General features: G+C 71.2%; 16 protein-coding genes. 4 read left to right on the forward strand and 12 right to left on the reverse strand.

What is annotated here, in order from left to right:
- Positions 1-191 precede the first annotated feature (191 nt).
- Positions 192-725 carry a methylated-DNA--[protein]-cysteine S-methyltransferase gene (locus MT347_RS05715; protein ID WP_243498932.1) on the forward strand — a complete coding sequence of 178 codons (534 nt, stop codon included), beginning with the start codon at positions 192-194 and terminating at the stop codon, positions 723-725.
- Positions 726-888: 163 nt separating this feature from the next.
- Here MT347_RS05715 and MT347_RS05720 read toward each other — a convergent pair whose 3' ends face one another.
- Positions 889-2,505, reverse strand: coding sequence for a cation acetate symporter (locus MT347_RS05720; protein WP_243498933.1), 1,617 nt, complete (start codon positions 2,503-2,505; stop codon positions 889-891).
- Positions 2,502-2,855: a DUF485 domain-containing protein gene (locus MT347_RS05725; protein WP_243498935.1), complete on the reverse strand. Its 354-nt coding sequence runs from the start codon at positions 2,853-2,855 to the stop codon at positions 2,502-2,504. Before MT347_RS05725 ends, MT347_RS05720 begins: the two co-directional genes overlap by 4 nt.
- Positions 2,856-2,993: 138 nt before the next feature.
- Between MT347_RS05725 and MT347_RS05730 the strand changes: the two genes are divergently transcribed.
- Positions 2,994-3,845 carry a response regulator transcription factor gene (locus MT347_RS05730; protein WP_374206500.1) on the forward strand — a complete coding sequence of 284 codons (852 nt, stop codon included), beginning with the start codon at positions 2,994-2,996 and terminating at the stop codon, positions 3,843-3,845.
- Positions 3,846-3,957: 112 nt separating this feature from the next.
- The gene (locus tag MT347_RS05735) at positions 3,958-4,242 is read left to right on the forward strand and encodes a Fe-S cluster assembly protein HesB (RefSeq protein ID WP_243498939.1); all 285 of its coding nucleotides are present in this window, start codon (positions 3,958-3,960) and stop codon (positions 4,240-4,242) included.
- Positions 4,243-4,335: 93 nt separating this feature from the next.
- On the opposite strand, the gene MT347_RS05740 is transcribed toward MT347_RS05735, so the two are convergent.
- The 10 genes from MT347_RS05740 to MT347_RS05785 all read right to left on the reverse strand — a co-directional run bounded on the left by MT347_RS05740 (position 4,336) and on the right by MT347_RS05785 (position 13,840).
- On the reverse strand, positions 4,336-5,076 hold the full coding sequence (locus MT347_RS05740) for a hypothetical protein (protein ID WP_243498942.1): 741 nt from the start codon (positions 5,074-5,076) through the stop codon (positions 4,336-4,338).
- A 228-nt stretch (positions 5,077-5,304) separates the two neighbouring features.
- The gene (locus MT347_RS05745; protein ID WP_243498944.1) at positions 5,305-6,075 is read right to left on the reverse strand and encodes an enoyl-CoA hydratase/isomerase family protein; all 771 of its coding nucleotides are present in this window, start codon (positions 6,073-6,075) and stop codon (positions 5,305-5,307) included.
- An 8-nt stretch (positions 6,076-6,083) separates the two neighbouring features.
- Positions 6,084-7,223 carry a 1,2-phenylacetyl-CoA epoxidase subunit PaaE gene (gene paaE, locus MT347_RS05750; RefSeq protein WP_243498946.1) on the reverse strand — a complete coding sequence of 380 codons (1,140 nt, stop codon included), beginning with the start codon at positions 7,221-7,223 and terminating at the stop codon, positions 6,084-6,086.
- Entirely contained in the window at positions 7,223-7,708 is a 486-nt protein-coding gene (gene paaD, locus MT347_RS05755) for a 1,2-phenylacetyl-CoA epoxidase subunit PaaD (protein ID WP_243498948.1), read from the reverse strand. Before paaD ends, paaE begins: the two co-directional genes overlap by 1 nt.
- A complete protein-coding gene (gene paaC / locus MT347_RS05760) occupies positions 7,702-8,553 on the reverse strand; it encodes a 1,2-phenylacetyl-CoA epoxidase subunit PaaC (protein WP_243498950.1) in 852 nt (283 codons plus the stop codon). Before paaC ends, paaD begins: the two co-directional genes overlap by 7 nt.
- Positions 8,550-8,855 carry a 1,2-phenylacetyl-CoA epoxidase subunit PaaB gene (gene paaB / locus MT347_RS05765; protein WP_243498952.1) on the reverse strand — a complete coding sequence of 102 codons (306 nt, stop codon included), beginning with the start codon at positions 8,853-8,855 and terminating at the stop codon, positions 8,550-8,552. The genes paaC and paaB overlap by 4 nt, the downstream gene beginning before the upstream one ends.
- Positions 8,855-9,814 (reverse strand): 1,2-phenylacetyl-CoA epoxidase subunit PaaA, encoded by a 960-nt coding sequence (gene paaA, locus MT347_RS05770; protein WP_243498954.1) that lies wholly within the window; start codon positions 9,812-9,814, stop codon positions 8,855-8,857. The genes paaB and paaA overlap by 1 nt, the downstream gene beginning before the upstream one ends.
- Before the next feature lie 101 nt (positions 9,815-9,915).
- A complete protein-coding gene (gene paaZ / locus MT347_RS05775) occupies positions 9,916-11,961 on the reverse strand; it encodes a phenylacetic acid degradation bifunctional protein PaaZ (protein WP_243498957.1) in 2,046 nt (681 codons plus the stop codon).
- A complete protein-coding gene (locus MT347_RS05780; RefSeq protein ID WP_308194212.1) occupies positions 11,958-12,839 on the reverse strand; it encodes a 3-hydroxyacyl-CoA dehydrogenase family protein in 882 nt (293 codons plus the stop codon). Before MT347_RS05780 ends, paaZ begins: the two co-directional genes overlap by 4 nt.
- 245 nt (positions 12,840-13,084) lie before the next feature.
- A complete protein-coding gene (locus tag MT347_RS05785; RefSeq protein ID WP_243499075.1) occupies positions 13,085-13,840 on the reverse strand; it encodes an enoyl-CoA hydratase/isomerase family protein in 756 nt (251 codons plus the stop codon).
- 531 nt (positions 13,841-14,371) lie between these two features.
- On the opposite strand from MT347_RS05785, the gene MT347_RS05790 reads away from it, so the two are divergent.
- Entirely contained in the window at positions 14,372-14,551 is a 180-nt protein-coding gene (locus MT347_RS05790) for a hypothetical protein (protein ID WP_243498959.1), read from the forward strand.
- The last annotated feature ends 41 nt before the right edge of the window (positions 14,552-14,592 follow it).

Below are 14,592 nucleotides of genomic sequence, written 5' to 3' on the forward strand. Positions count from 1 at the left end.
CTCAGCTCGCCACACACCTGCCAGACTAAGCCGGGCGCCTGTGGATCGCTTGCAGCCGGGGCGAGTTTCGCGGTAATCAGCGACACGCCGCGCCACCGGCGCTTCCTCCACAGCGCACCGGTGCGCGGCATCGTCCACCGATCGCCCGTACGGCCCGAGCGTCAGAGTCCGCGTCTCGTGAAGATGGGCCCATGAACAGAGTCACCAGCACCGAGTACGTCAGCCCCGTCGGGCCGGTCCTTCTCACCTTCATCGACGACGCGCTCGTGCGCCTGCACGTCGCCTCCGACGGCGTCGACCTCGCCCGCGCCGAAATCGCGCACCGCCTGGGCGTGGTCCCCGACCCCGACCCCTCCCCCGGCGACGACCTCGCCCGACAGCTCGACGAGTACTTCGACGGTGCGCGTCGGTCATTCGAGGTGTCGCTCGACTGGCGTCTGGTGCGCGGGTTCACTCGCAACGCGCTCGAGGCGTCGCAACAGATCCCGTATGGGGAGGTGGCCTCGTACGGCGAGGTCGCCGCGATGGCCGGGGCACCTCGCGCGGCACGGGCCGTGGGCACCGCGTGCGCGTCGAGTCCGTTCTCGATCGTCGTGCCGGTGCATCGGGTGGTCCGCGCCGACGGGTCGATCGGCGAGTACGGCGGTCATCCCGAGGTGAAGGAGTTCTTGCTCTCGCTCGAAGACGAGGCGGCGCGGGGGGACGGTCTGCGCGCGCGGGCGTGATCGCCGGGTGCGGGCGCTCCGGCTTCCTGTCCATCTCGCTGGGAGAAGATGCGCGACCTCGGCACGGATGCCGCCGCCCCGCGCCGGGGAGGCGGGGCGACACGACGACGCCCGGTCGTCGCGCGCTGCGAGGACCGGGCGTCGTGCGTGCGACCGGGTCGGTCTAGTGGTTCGACGCCTTCTCGGCGCCGAAGCCGGTGAGCGAGCGTACGTCCATCTCCGCGGCCTTGCGTCGGTCCTCAGCGGTGCGGGAGGTGACCGATCCCAGCCAGCCGAGGAAGAACCCGAGGGGGATCGACACGATCCCGGGGTTGTTCAACGGCCAGATGGCCACTCCCGTGTCGGCGAACACGCTCGTCGGCGTCCCCCAGAACACGGGCGACAGGAAGATCAGCACGAGGGCCGAGCCGAGGCCGCCGTACATGCTCCACACCGCACCACGCGTGGTGAACTTGCGCCAGAAGAGCGAGAACAGGATGGTCGGCAGGTTCGCCGACGCGGCAACCGCGAAGGCGAGCGCGACGAGGAACGCCACGTTCTGCCCCTGCACGCCTATGCCGCCGAGGATCGCGAGCACGCCGATGACGATCACCGTGCGGCGGGCGACCTTGACCTCGCCGTCGGGCGGGACGTCACCCTTCTTCACCACGTTGGCGTAGATGTCGTGCGCGAACGACGCCGCGGCCGTGATGGTGAGACCGGCCACCACCGCCAGGATGGTCGCGAACGCCACGGCCGAGATGAAGCCGAGCAGGAGAGGACCGCCCAGGGCGAAGGCGAGCAGCGGAGCGGCGGCGTTGACCCCACCGGGGGCGGCGAGGATCGCCTCCGACCCGACAAGCGCTCCGGCACCGTACCCGAGCACCAGCGTGAGGATGTAGAACAGCCCGATCAGCCAGATCGCCCAGACCACCGAGCGACGCGCCTCTTTGGCGGTCGGCACCGTGTAGAAGCGCATCAGCACGTGCGGGAGCCCCGCGGTGCCCAGCACCAGCGCCAGGGCGAGCGAGATGAAGTCCCAAGGGTTCTTGCCGTACTGCAGTCCCGGCGCGAGGATGGCCTCCCCCTTCGGCGACGCCGCCACCGCGCTTTCGAGCAGCGTGTTGAGGCTGAAGCCGTTGATCGCGAGCACCCACACCGTCATGACGACCGCGCCGCCGATCAGCAGGAACGCCTTGACGATCTGCACCCACGTGGTGCCCTTCATGCCGCCGATCAGCACGTAGACGATCATCAGGATGCCGACGACCGCGACGACGAGCGACTGCCCGACGCGCTCGGTGATGCCCAGCAGCAGCGACACGAGCCCGCCGGCACCGGCCATCTGCGCGAGGAGGTAGAAGAAGCACACCGCGAGGGTCGTGATCGCGGCCGCCATGCGCACCGGTCGCTCCTTGAGGCGGAACGACAGCACGTCGGCCATCGTGAACTTCCCGGTGTTGCGCATGAGCTCGGCCACGAGCAGCAACGCCACCAGCCACGCCACCAGGAACCCGATGGAGTACAGGAAGCCGTCGTAGCCGTTGATCGCGATGGCTCCGACGATGCCGAGGAACGACGCGGCCGAGAGGTAATCGCCGGCGATCGCGAAGCCGTTCTGGGGGCCGGTGAACGAGCGCCCCGCGGCGTAGTAGTCGGCGGCGGTCTTGCTGTTGCGGCTGGCTCGAATGACGATGAACAGCGTCACGGCGACGAACGCACCGAAGATCGAGATGTTCAGCACCGGGTTGTTTTCGACCGTCTGCACGGCCGCGTCGAGCTGGGCGAGGACGACGTTCACGACCGACCCCCCTCAGCTCGCTCGAGCTCGGCGCGCAGGGCCTCGGCCCCGGGGTCGAGACGGCGGTTCGCATAGGCGACGTAGCCCATGGTGATGGCGAACGTGGTCACGAACTGTCCCAGGCCGAACAACAGCCCCACGGTGATCGCGCCCGACACCGGCTGCGCCATGAAACCCGGCGCGAACGACGACAGCAGAACGTAGACGAAATACCAGACGAGGAAAGCCACCGCCAGCGGGAAGACGAAGCTGCGCTGCCGCCGCTTCAACTCCTGGAACGGGGCGGACTCCTCGACCGCGATGTAATCGACGCCGTCCTTATGGGCGTCGTCGATGCGACGATCCGTCATGTGGCCTCCTTGCCTCATGAATCCGGCGCAGCGCTGCGCCGGCGGGGGGTGTGACCGGGCTGTGAGAACGCTCCCGGTGGTAGGGTCGACGCTACGAAACGCGGCGACGAGGCCGTCACCCCCGGAAGTAGGTAGTGCGTGGGAGCACCATCCGCTCTTCGAGACGACGCGCGCCTCATGACGCACGCCGTCGCCGAGCTCGCCCGCCGTACCCACTTCCCCGTCGCCTTCGGCGGCCTCGAGCACGACGGTGCGGTGCACGTCACCTCCATCGTCGGTGCCCGCACCCGCAGCATCGAGGGTCTGGTCGTGCACGCGTCGCGCGGCCTCGGCGGCCGGGCGCTCATCGAGCGGCGCCCTCGGATGACCCTGGACTACCGCACCTCGCGCTCGATCACGCACGACTACGACCGAGCGATCCTCGGCGAGGGCATCGCGACCCTGTTCGCGGTGCCCGTGCTCGTCGACGGGTCGGCGCGCGGCGTGCTGTACTGCGGGACGTGGGCGCAGACGCCGATCGCCGAGGTGCAGGCGCGTCCGGCGTTCGACGTCGCCGGAGAGCTCGGCACCGAACTGCGGGTCCGAGCGGAAGTGGAGCGACGACTGGCCGCCGCCCCGGCGCCCGAGGGCGGTCTCGGCGCCGGAGCACGCGAAGAGATCCGCGAGAGCTACGCCCAGTTGCGCAGCATCGCCGCCACCGTCGGCGATGCCGACGTCCGCCGCCGTCTCGAAGACATCGAGGCACGTCTCGCCGCCCTCACGGGCGACGCACCGGCGGCCGATGTCGACGCCGACCTGCACCTGTCGCGGCGCGAGATCGACGTTCTGGCATGCGCCGCGGTGGGCTCGACGAACGGCGAGATCGCGGCATCCCTCGGGCTTCGTGAGACCACCGTGAAGTCGTACCTCGCCTCGGCGATGTCGAAGCTCGACGCCTCTACACGGCACGCTGCCGTCACCCGCGCGCGGCGCGTCGGCCTGCTGCCCTGAACGGTCCACGCGCGTGGGAAAACCCTGGAAATGGCTGCCAGAGGTTGAGGATGCCGCCGATTCTCGGCATCGTGGCTGACTCCTGTCGTCGATCAGAGAAGGAGAGTCACCCATGCTGACACTCACCGAAGAGGCCACGACCGCTGTCAAGACCATCACCGCGCAGTTCCCGGATACCGCGCACAGCGGCATCCGAATTCAGGGTGCCGGCTCCCCCGAGTCGCAGTTCGCCCTGTCGGTGGTCGACGCCCCCGAGCCCGAGGACGCCGTCGTGGAGAACGCCGGGGCGCGCGTGTTCCTCGACGCCGACGCCGCCGCCGTGCTCGATGACCGCGTCCTCGACGCGCAGATCGATCCTGCGGGATCTGTGCAGTTCGCGGTGACCAGCGCCGTCTGACGCCCGCGTCCGTCGAACGATGCCCCGGCCGAGTGCCGGGGCATCGTCACGTTCCGTGGCCGCGTGCGAGACCGCTCGGTCCACAGCGAAAGGTCAGCCGCGGAACAGCACGACCTCGTTGCTCGGCTGGTCGTAGACGAACTGCAGGGCGGTGTCGGCGGGGAAGTCGGTGTGCTCGAGCTCGGGCGATCCGGGCAGCAGTCGCACGGTGGCGGCAGCGGGGAACGTCCCGGCCGAGCACGCGGGCGAGATGTACTGCCCGGAGTAGCTCCAGCTGCCGGCGCCCTGCGCGGTGACCAGTTCGGGTTGGAAGACGGTCATGCAGTACTCGCCTTCGCCCAGCGCGCCCCCGGGCGGGGTGACGACGACGCGGAACCCGTGCGTCTCCGCGAACCCGATTGCCTGGCCCGCCGGTCCGAGGAAGTAGTCGGGGACTTCGAACGACGGGTCGGGGGCGATCCGCGCCACCTGCTCGGCATCCGGTTGCAGCGGGTGCGTCTGGACGCGTTGTACGAGCGTGAGAGCGACGACCGCCGTCACCGCGACCATCGCGCCGACGACCGTCAGCACGACGGTCGAGCGTTGCGGACGCGGCCACGAGAAGCGCCGCCGCGGCGGCTCGGTCGGGACCGCCTCCTCGTCGGCAGCGGATTCGTCGGCGGCGGACTCATCGGTCGGCGGTCGGTCGGGCTCGAGGTCCGCGGGCGCTCCTTGGGCTACGCGGCGCTCCAGGTGCTGCAGGCGAGCCAGCGCGGCCGGGTCGGACCCGATGTCGGCGTCGGCGGCGTACGCCCTCCGGCGCAGCCGGGCGAGTTCGTCGTCGTCGATCGCCATCCGTCGATTCAATCAGTCGCGCGCCGTGGGCGGACGAGAACCGCCGGACCTCGCGGCGGCCGGAACCGCACGCTTCGCAGACCCACCGGCGTCACCGCCCATCACTCGGCGGACGGGAATCGCCGGGCCCCGCTTCGGGACAGAGCGCTCGGCAGTCCCACCGCTGACCCCGCCACAGAGAACCGCCGCACCGCGGTCAGCACCGAGCACTCTGCAGACACTCCGGCGTCACCGCCCCGTGAACGCCGGCGGCCGCTTGGCCTGGAACGCCGCGAAGCCCTCTCGGTAGTCGTGGGTGCGGGTGAGAGCTGCCTGCGCACGATTCTCGAGCGACATCGCCGCCCACAATCCGAGCCTCTCGTCGCGGATGGCGGTGACGATGCGCTTACTCGCGCGAAACGCCTCGGTGGGTCCGGCCGCCGCGCGACGTGCGGCGAGCGCGGTGGCATCCTGCACCTCGGATGCCGGGACCACCCGCGAGAAGAGTCCGGCGCGCACGGACTCCTCACCCGTCAGCAGACGGCCGGTGTAGATGAGATCGAGCGCGGCGTGCGTGCCGAGGCGCTCCACGAACAGGCTGTGCCCTCCGGAGTCGAGGATCGCCCCCAGGGCGGCGAAGGGCGAACCGATCCGGGCGTCATGGGCGGCGAAGACGACGTCGGTGGCGATGAGCAGGCCCAGGCCGACGCCGAGGCAGGCTCCATGGGCGACGGCGAACGTCGGCGCCGGGAACGACGCCAGGCGGCGGAGCAGAGGGGTGAGCGTGCCGTCGAGGTATCCGGCGACGTCGTCGGTGGCGGGGTCGACGCCCGAGATGTCGCGCCCGGCGCAGAACGACGGCCCCTCGCCGCGCAGCAGCACCGCGCGAGCCTCATCGGCCTCGGCACGGTCGTAGGCGTCGGCGAGCGCGTGGAGGTCGTCAAGGCGGAGGGCGTTGCGTCGCGCGGGTGCGTCGAGGGTGACGGTGGCGAGTCCGTCGGCGAAGGCGTAGTCGATCACGGCATCCCTCAGCCGTCGTAGTCGACGCGGACGGCGTCGGACGTCGGGTGGGACTGGCAGGTCAGGACGTACCCGCGCTCGACCTCCTCGGGTTCGAGGGCGTAGTTCTCGGTCATCGTCACGGAGCCCTCCAGCACGCGTGCGCGGCACGTGCCGCACACGCCTCCGGCGCACGCGAACGGCACGTCGGGGCGGACGCGGAGCGCGGCGGCCAGGATCGTCTCGTTCGCGGCGACCGGGCTGTCCACGTGCGCTGACTGCCCGTCGAGGGTGAAATCGATGGAGCGGACGAGCTCGTCGGCGCACGCCCGCACGGCACGCGCTCCCCCGGTCTGCGCGGGAGCGTCCGCGTCACCGGCGGTGAACAGCTCGAAGCGGACGCGCTCGCCCGGCACCCCGACGTCGGCGAGCGTTTCCCTGCAGAGCTCGACGAGGGCGAAAGGTCCGCAGAGGAACCACTCGTCGACGGATGCCGGATCGATCAGTCGCGAGAGGATCAGGCGGAGGCGCTCCTGGTCGAGGCGACCCGAGAAGACGGGAGCGACGCGCTGCTCGCGCGAGAGCACGTGGTGCAAGGTCACACGCGCGGGATGCCGGTCCTTGAGGTCGGCGAGCTCGTCGACGAACATCACGTCGGTCGAGGAGCGGTTGACGAAGACGATCGTCATCCGGGCTTCGGTGCAGCGCTCGAGCACGCCGGCGGCGAGCGCCATGATCGGGGTGATGCCGGAGCCCGCGGCGATCGCGACGATGTGACCACCGGCCGGAGCCCGTGAGACGAAGGTGCCCCGGGGGCTCATGACCTCGATCTCATCGCCGGACCGGAGACTTTCGTGGACCCACCGGGAGAATTGCCCGTCCGGGTCGCGTTTGATGCCGACGCTGATGGTCCCACGGGTAGGCGGGCGGCACAGCGAGTACGAGCGGCGGAGGTCCTGGCCGTCGACGGTGGCGCGCAGGGCCACGTACTGCCCGGGCGCGTAGGCGAAGACATCCGCGAGGTCGTCGGGGACCGCGAACGTCACCTCGACGGAGGTCGGCGTGAGCGGGCGCACCTCGGCGACGCGCAGGGGGTGGAAGCGCGCGCGGGAGCGCGGCGCGGGGTCGGCCGCCGCGGGACCGGAGGTCGTGGCATCCGTGAGGCTCATCACAGGGCCTTGAAGTGGTCGAAGGGTTCGAGGCAGGCGCGGCATTCCCACAGCGACTTGCAGGAGGTGGAACCGAAGCGCGACAGCTCCCGAGTGTCGAGGGAGCCGCAGCGCGGACACGCGACGCTGAGCGTGAGGCGGATGGGGCCGGCGGGGGCGCGTCCCGTGGGCGGGGCGATGCCGTACGCGGTGAGCTTGCGTCGGCCGGCCTCGCTCATCCAGTCGGTGGTCCACGCCGGGGTCAGCGTCGTGCGCACCACGACGTGGTCGTATCCGGCCGAGGTGAGTGCGAGCAGGATGTCGTCGCGGATGGCCTCGACCGCGGGGCATCCGGAGTAGGTGGGGGTGATGGTGACGGTCACGGTGTCGTCGTCGAGGCGGACCTCGCGCAGCACACCGAGGTCGTCGATGGTGAGCACGGGCACCTCGGGATCGACGACGGCGGCGACGACCGCCCGGGCGTGCTCGAGGGTCGCGGTCACCACGTCGCCCCCGGGTGACGGCGGGCCAGCACCTGCATCTCGGCGAGCAGCGGCCCGAAGGCGGGGTGATGGATGCCGCGGCGACCTCCGGCCGACGAGGCGGCGACGTCGGGTCGGGCGACGTCCTCTTCGGCGAGCACGGCGTCGATCACGGCATCCGCTCGCGCGCGAAGGGCGGACGGGCGCACTGCCACGCCCTCGAGTCGGTCGTGCAGAGCGTCGTCGCGGAACAGTTCGTCGAGGAAGGGCCAGGTGTCGTCGAGGGCGATCAGCAGGCGCCGACGCGACTCCTCCGTGCCCCCGGCGAGACGCAGCATCCACTGCACGGCGTGGTCGCGGTGGTAGTCGACCTCCTTCTCGGCCTTGGCGGCCACGGCCGCCAGGACGGGGTCGGCGGATGCCGTGAGGTCGCGGTAGAGCTCGAGGAGATACGTCGACGCCAGCAGCTGCCGCACGATCGTGTGCGCGAAGTCGCCGTTGGGGAGCTCGAACAGCCAGGCGCTGCGGAACTCCGCTTCGTCGCGCCCGTAGGCGAGATCGTCTTCGGTGCGGCCGTCGTGGCTGCCGGCGTACCGCAACAGGGAACGGGCGTGGCCGAGGAGGTCGAGGGCGATGTTGCCCAGGGCGACGTCTTCTTCGAGCTCGGGGGCGCGGGCGATCCACCCGCACAGGTTCTGCGCGAGGATCAGGGAGTCGTCGCCCAGGCGCAGCGCGTACGCGGCGACGCCGGGGTTGCTCGCCCGCTCCTCGCCGCCCAGCAGTTCGGCGGAGAGTTCGTGCGCCGCGATGGAGACGTCGCCGTGCGGCGCGTCGTGGGAGGGGACGGATGCCACGGTGTCGGTGCTCACAGGTGCGGCACCCCCTCGGAAGCGGTGTACGAGACCGCGTGCCGGTAGTTCTTGCCCGCCGGCGACTCGAAGAAGGCACCCTTGGCTCCCGGGTCGCTGGTGGTCACGGCATCCGCGGGGACGACCCAGATCGACACACCCTCCCCGCGGCGCGTGTAGAGGTCGCGGGCGTTGCGCACGGCGAGGTCGGCGTCGGGGGCGTGCAGCGATCCCACGTGCACGTGGCTCAGTCCGCGGCTCGCGCGCACGAAGACCTCCCACAGCGGCCAGGTCTCGGCGGGGCTCGCACCGGGGGTCGCCATCAGGCGGCCGCCTTCGCGCTCTTCTTCGCGGCATAGGTCGCCGCGGCCTCGCGCACCCACGCGCCCTCTTCGTGCGCGTCGCGGCGGTGCTGCCGGCGCGTCGTGTTGAGCGGTCCGCGGCCGGCGAGCACCTCGTGGAACTCGGTCCAGTCGATCTCGCCCATCTCGTAACGCCCCATCTCGACGTCGAATCGCAGCGCGGGATCGGGCAGGGTCACTCCCAGCACGGCGGCCTGCGGCACGAGCATCGACACGAAGCGCTGCCGGAGGTCGTCGTTGCTGAAGCGCTTGATGTTCCACGCCATCGACTGCGCCGAGTTGGGCGAGTCGTCGTCGGGTGGTCCGAACATCATCAAGCTCGGCCAGTACCCGCGGTTCACGGCGTCCTGCGCCATCTCGCGCTGGGCGTCGGTGCCCTGCATCAGCGTGAGGAGGATCTCGAAGCCCTGACGCTGGTGGAACGACTCCTCCTTGCAGATGCGCACCATCGCCCGGCCGTACGGGCCGTAGGAGGCGCGGCACAGGGGCACCTGATTGCAGATCGCGGCGCCGTCCACGAGCCAGCCGATGGCGCCGACGTCGGCCCAGGTCGGGGTCGGGTAGTTGAAGATCGACGAGTAGCGCGCGGTACTGTCCACGAGTTGCTGCGTCATCTCATCACGCGTGATGCCGAGGGTCTGGGCGGCGGAGTAGAGGTAGAGGCCGTGTCCCGCCTCGTCCTGCACCTTGGCGAGCAGGATCGCTTTGCGCTGCAGGCTCGGGGCGCGGGTGATCCACGCCCCCTCGGGCTGCATGCCGATGATCTCGGAGTGCGCGTGTTGCGAGATCTGCCGGATGAGGGTGCGGCGGTAGCCGTCCGGCATCCAGTCGCGGGGTTCGACACGACCGTCGGCCTCGATCAGCGCGTCGAACGTGGCCTCGCCGTCGAGCTCGGCGTCCGTCACGAGTGCTGTCGTCATCGTCGACTCCTTAACAGACCGATCGTTCAGTAAATTGTATCCCCGGCTCACGGCCCGCCGCAACGACCCCGCCGCGGGCGCGACGAGCGCCCGACCCGGGCTCACGCGGGAACCGCCGCCGGCTGCCAGGTCTTCGCGACGAGGGTGAGCACGTCGTACTGGGCGACCAGCTCGTCGTGCTGATTTCGGATCACGGCATCCCACCGCACCTCGCCGTACTCGTCGGTCTCGCGCGGGGTGATCTGCTTCGCCGTCAGCGCGACGCGGATGCGGTCTCCCGGCGACACCGGCGTGACGAAGCGGAGGTTCTCCAGGCCCGAGTTCGCAAGCACCGGGCCCGGCGCGGGATCGACGAACAGCCCCGCCGCCCACGACACGAGCAGGTACCCGTGCGCGACGCGCCCCGGGAAGAAAGGGTTCGCCGCAGCGGATTCCTCGTCCATGTGCGCGTAGAAGGTGTCCCCCGTGAACCGCGCGAACACCTCGATGTCGTCGAGGGTGACCTCGCGCTCGACCGACTCCACGGCATCCCCGATCCGAAGATCCGAAAGGGGCTTCCGGAAGGGGTGGATGCCGGTGATGTCGGTGTCGGCCCCCGGATGCCACACCCCGGTCAACGCGGTCAGCATCCGCGGGGAGCCCTGGATCGCGGTCCGCTGCATGTGGTGGAGCACCGAACGGACGCCGCCGAGCTCCTCGCCGCCGCCCGCGCGGCCGGGACCGCCGTGCACCAGGTGGGGAACCGGCGCGCCGTGACCGGTGGAGGTGCGGGCGTCGTCGCGGTCGAGGAAGAGCACGCGACCGTTCATCGCGCCCATGCGCGTGAGCAGCTCGGTCGCCACCCCCGGATCGTGCGTCGCGACACTCGTGACGAGCGAGCCGCCTCCCCGGCCCACGATCTCGGCCGCTTCCGCGACGTCGGTGTACTCCACGATGCTCGCGACCGGGCCGAACGCCTCGATGTCGTTGACGGCGGGAGTCGCGGCATCCGCGAAGGCCAGCAGCATCGGCTGGAGGAAGGCGCCGTCGGCGGACACCCCCGGAGGGGCCTCGGCCGACCCGACGACGAAGCGTCCGCCGGCGTCGGTGAGCGCCCGAACCTGCCGCAGCACCTCGTCGCGTTGGTCCATCGAGACCACGGGCCCCATGGTCACGCCCTCGACCCGCGGGTCGCCGATGACCACGCGCTCATCGATCCTGTCGCGGAGCGCGGCGGCCACGGCATCCGTGGTTCCCGCCGGCACGATCGCACGACGGATCGCGGTGCACTTCTGACCCGCCTTGGTGGTCAGCTCGACAAGGAGCTGCTTGACGTAGGCGTCGAACTCGAGCGTGCCCGGGCCGGCGTCGGGGCCGAGGATCGAGGCGTTGATCGAATCGGTCTCGCTCGTGAAGCGCACCCCCGGCTTCGCCTGGGCGCGCAGGCGCTCCGCGGTGGAGGCGCTCCCGGTGAAGCCGACGGTGTCACCCACGTCGAGCAGGTCGAAGAGGCCCGGGATGCCGCCGCTGATCACCTGCAGCGACCCCTCGGGCAGCAGCCCCGTCTCGACCACGATGCGCACCCAGGCCTCGGCGATGTACGCCGTGGGGGTCGCGGGCTTGACGATCGTGGGCAGGCCCGCGAGGAACGCGGGGGCGAACTTCTCGAGCGCACCCCACATGGGGAAGTTGAAGGCGTTGATCTGCACGGCGACGCCCGACAGGCGGGTGTAGACGTGTCGGCCGAGGAAGGAGCCGTCTTTCGACAGCGGCTCGACCGGACCGTCGAGCACGACCGTGCCCGCGGGCAGCTCGCGACGCGCCTTCGACGAGAGGGTGAAGAGCACGCCGATGCCGCCGTCGATGTCGCTGAGCGAGTCGCGGCGGGTGGAGCCGGAGCGCATCGACAGCGCGTACAGCTCTTCGCGGCGCTCGTTCAAGGCGATCGCGAGGTTCTTCAACACCATGGCACGCTGGGGGAAGGTCAGCGCCCCGAGGCTTCCCCGGCCCTCGCGGCGGGCGTAGGCGACCGCGCCGGCCAGATCGAGCCCGCGGGTGCTGACCCGCACGACCTCCTCGCCCGTGGAGGCGTCGCGCACGACGGCGGCCTCGGGATCCTCGGCGGGCGTCCACCACGCGCCGCTCACGTAGCTGGGGAGAAATGTCATCCTTCACTCCATTCGTAGAAGCCGCGGCCGGTCTTACGACCCAGGTGCCCCTCGGCGACGAGCTGCCGCAGCAGCGCCGGCGGGGTGAAGCGCGCGCCGAACGCGCGCTCGAGTTCTTCGGCGATGCCCAGGCGCACGTCGAGACCGACCACGTCGGTCGTGCGCAGGGGGCCCATCGGATGCCGATAGCCCAGCTCCATCGCCGTGTCGATGTCGCGCGCCGACGCGACACCCTCCTCGAGCATGCGGATGGCCTCGAGGCCCAGGGCGACGCCGAGTCGGCTGGAGGCGAAGCCGGGCGCATCGCGCACGACGACGGCGGCCTTGCCGATGGCCTCGACCCACCGGGTCGCGCTGTCGACTACTCCCGGGTGCGTGCGCGCGCCGGTCACGACCTCGACCAGAGCCGAGGACGGCACGGGGTTGAAGAAGTGCAGGCCGAGGAACCGCTCGGGGTGTGCCAGTGATGCGGCGAGCGCGTCGATCGAGATCGAGGAGGTGTTGGATGCCACGACCGCGTCCTCGTCGACGACCTCCTCGATCCGCCGGAGGGCGTCGAGCTTGAGGGCGCGATCCTCGGGGACGGCCTCGACGACGAGCCCGGCACCCGCGAAGGCGGCGAGGTCGGTGCCGAGGGCGAGGGTGTCGGCATCCGGGACCGTGCCGCCTCGCGCCGCGGAGCGGCCGAGAGCCGTCTCGACGCGGGAGCGCGCCTGGGCGGCGGCCCCGGCGTCGCGCTCGACGACGTGCACGCGGACACCGGCGAGCAGGAAGGCGTGCGCGATGCCGGCGCCCATTCGCCCGCCGCCGAGGACGCCGACCACGGCGGGAAGAGATGCCGGAGCCGGCGCATCCGCGACGCCGCTCGCGTCGGGGATGGGTGCCGCAGCCGAGGTGCCCGTGACGTCGCGAGCCGCCGCGGAGTCGGAGCGGGGAGGGCGAGCCGGGGCGCCGTGGAGGGATGCCGAAGCCATGGCATCCATGACCTCGCGAGCCGCCGCGGAGTCGGAGCGGGGAAGGCGAGCCGGGGCGCCGTGGAGGGATGCCGAAGCCATGGCATCCATGACCTCGCGAGCCGCCGCGGAGTCGGAGCGGGGAAGGCGAGCCGGGGCGCCGTGGTGGGTCATCGCTTCTTCCTCTCGAGGAACGCGGTCATGCGGGCGCGCTTGTCGGCGCTGTCGAACAGCTCGGCCTGCATCTCACCGTCCACCTCGGGATGCGCGGCGCGGGGGGCGAGCAGGACGCGCTTGGTGAGGATGGTGGCGCGGGCGGAGTTCTGCGCGATCCGGTCGACGATCCGGTGTGCGGCGTCGAGCAGGGCGTCAGGTTCGTGCACGCTCGACAGCAGCCCCCAGGCCAGCGCCTCGTCGGCGTCGATCACGCGCGTCGTCAGCAGCAGTTCGCTCGCGCGGGCGTGGCCCACGATCTCGGGCAGGCGCCACGCGGCGCCGGCCGCGGCGATGATGCCGAGGCCCGGTTCGGGGTTGCCGAAGCGCGCCCGGGGCGTGCCGAGACGGATGTCTGCGGCGTACGCGAGCTCGGCTCCCCCACCGAGGGCGAACCCGTCGACGGCGGCGATGACGGGCATCGGCAGGTGTCGGATGCGGTCGAAGGCGGTGGCGTTGATGCCCCGGCGCGCGTCGTCGGCCGTGCGCTCACGCAGCTGCGCGATGTCGGCGCCCGAGGCGAAGATTCCTCCCGCGCCGGTGAGGATCAGCGTGCGCGGGTGCCGCTCGAGCTCGGCGCAGAGCGTGTGCAGCTCGTCGATCATGGTCTGGTCGATCGCGTTGCGGCGGTCGGGGCGATCGAGGGTGGCGACGACGCGGTCGTCGCGCGCGTCGACGCGGAGGCGGGGGGCGTCGCCCGCATGGCGCGTCACGCCGGGGACGGGGGTGGGGTGCGCTTCGCGCGTCGCGCCGGGGACGGGGGCGTCGCCCGCTTCGCGCGTCGCGCGGGGGCCGAAGGTGGGGTCCGCTTCGCGCGGCACGTCGCTGTTGGGGGCGGGGTGCGTCCACGCATCGGCCGCGCGCCCCGCGGGCGGATCGAGCTCTTCAGCGGGCGGTCTGCCGTGCGGCGCCTCAGCCATCGACGCGCTCCGCGACAGAGAGACGCGCACACTCGAGGGGAAGCGTGAGCGACATCGCCATCCTCTCCCCCGCTGGTTCCGCGGGGTCGTCCGCCTCATCCGCGAGGTTTTTCGACCGATCGTTCAGTAATCATGTCAGACGGCAGAGCGTGCGGCAACGGTGCGCCGCCGCCGCGTCGGACTCGCGAGGGCCTGGCTCACGCAGTCGCCGCCAGCGACTGGCTAGCGGTGTCCGCTACGCCACGAAGCGCGACGCGGCGGCACCGGGACGCGAATCTCTGTCACATGAACCGCGCGAATGCGAGTAGAAGGAGCGGGACAGCGATGCCGACCCAGGCCGAAACCATCGATGAAATGGCGCCGAAACCGGTCACCACTATCAGCGACTACGAGCGTGCCCTACTCACAAACGAATGGCTCGTTGCAGTTCTCGAGCGAGGCCGCGACCAGATCGAGGACGGACGGGGCCGCGTCTTCACCGGACGTCGCAGCTCTCGATCTTGAGCAACCCGGGGGGCCTCGGATTCCATAATGGAGCCGAGGCC

Source organism: Microbacterium sp. VKM Ac-2923 (genome assembly GCF_022815605.1).
Lineage (GTDB): Bacteria > Actinomycetota > Actinomycetes > Actinomycetales > Microbacteriaceae > Microbacterium.

What these genes read in the sequence shown, in the direction of transcription:
- paaE (WP_243498946.1), bottom strand. Translation starts at nt 7,223, where the DNA reads ATGAGCCTCACGGATGCCACGACCTCCGGTCCCGCGGCGGCCGACCCC.
- MT347_RS05740 (WP_243498942.1), bottom strand. Translation starts at nt 5,076, where the DNA reads ATGGCGATCGACGACGACGAACTCGCCCGGCTGCGCCGGAGGGCGTAC.
- MT347_RS05725 (WP_243498935.1), bottom strand. Translation starts at nt 2,855, where the DNA reads ATGACGGATCGTCGCATCGACGACGCCCATAAGGACGGCGTCGATTAC.
- paaZ (WP_243498957.1), bottom strand. Translation starts at nt 11,961, where the DNA reads ATGACATTTCTCCCCAGCTACGTGAGCGGCGCGTGGTGGACGCCCGCC.
- MT347_RS05715 (WP_243498932.1), top strand. Translation starts at nt 192, where the DNA reads ATGAACAGAGTCACCAGCACCGAGTACGTCAGCCCCGTCGGGCCGGTC.
- paaA (WP_243498954.1), bottom strand. Translation starts at nt 9,814, where the DNA reads ATGACGACAGCACTCGTGACGGACGCCGAGCTCGACGGCGAGGCCACG.
- paaB (WP_243498952.1), bottom strand. Translation starts at nt 8,855, where the DNA reads ATGGCGACCCCCGGTGCGAGCCCCGCCGAGACCTGGCCGCTGTGGGAG.
- MT347_RS05790 (WP_243498959.1), top strand. Translation starts at nt 14,372, where the DNA reads ATGCCGACCCAGGCCGAAACCATCGATGAAATGGCGCCGAAACCGGTC.
- MT347_RS05735 (WP_243498939.1), top strand. Translation starts at nt 3,958, where the DNA reads ATGCTGACACTCACCGAAGAGGCCACGACCGCTGTCAAGACCATCACC.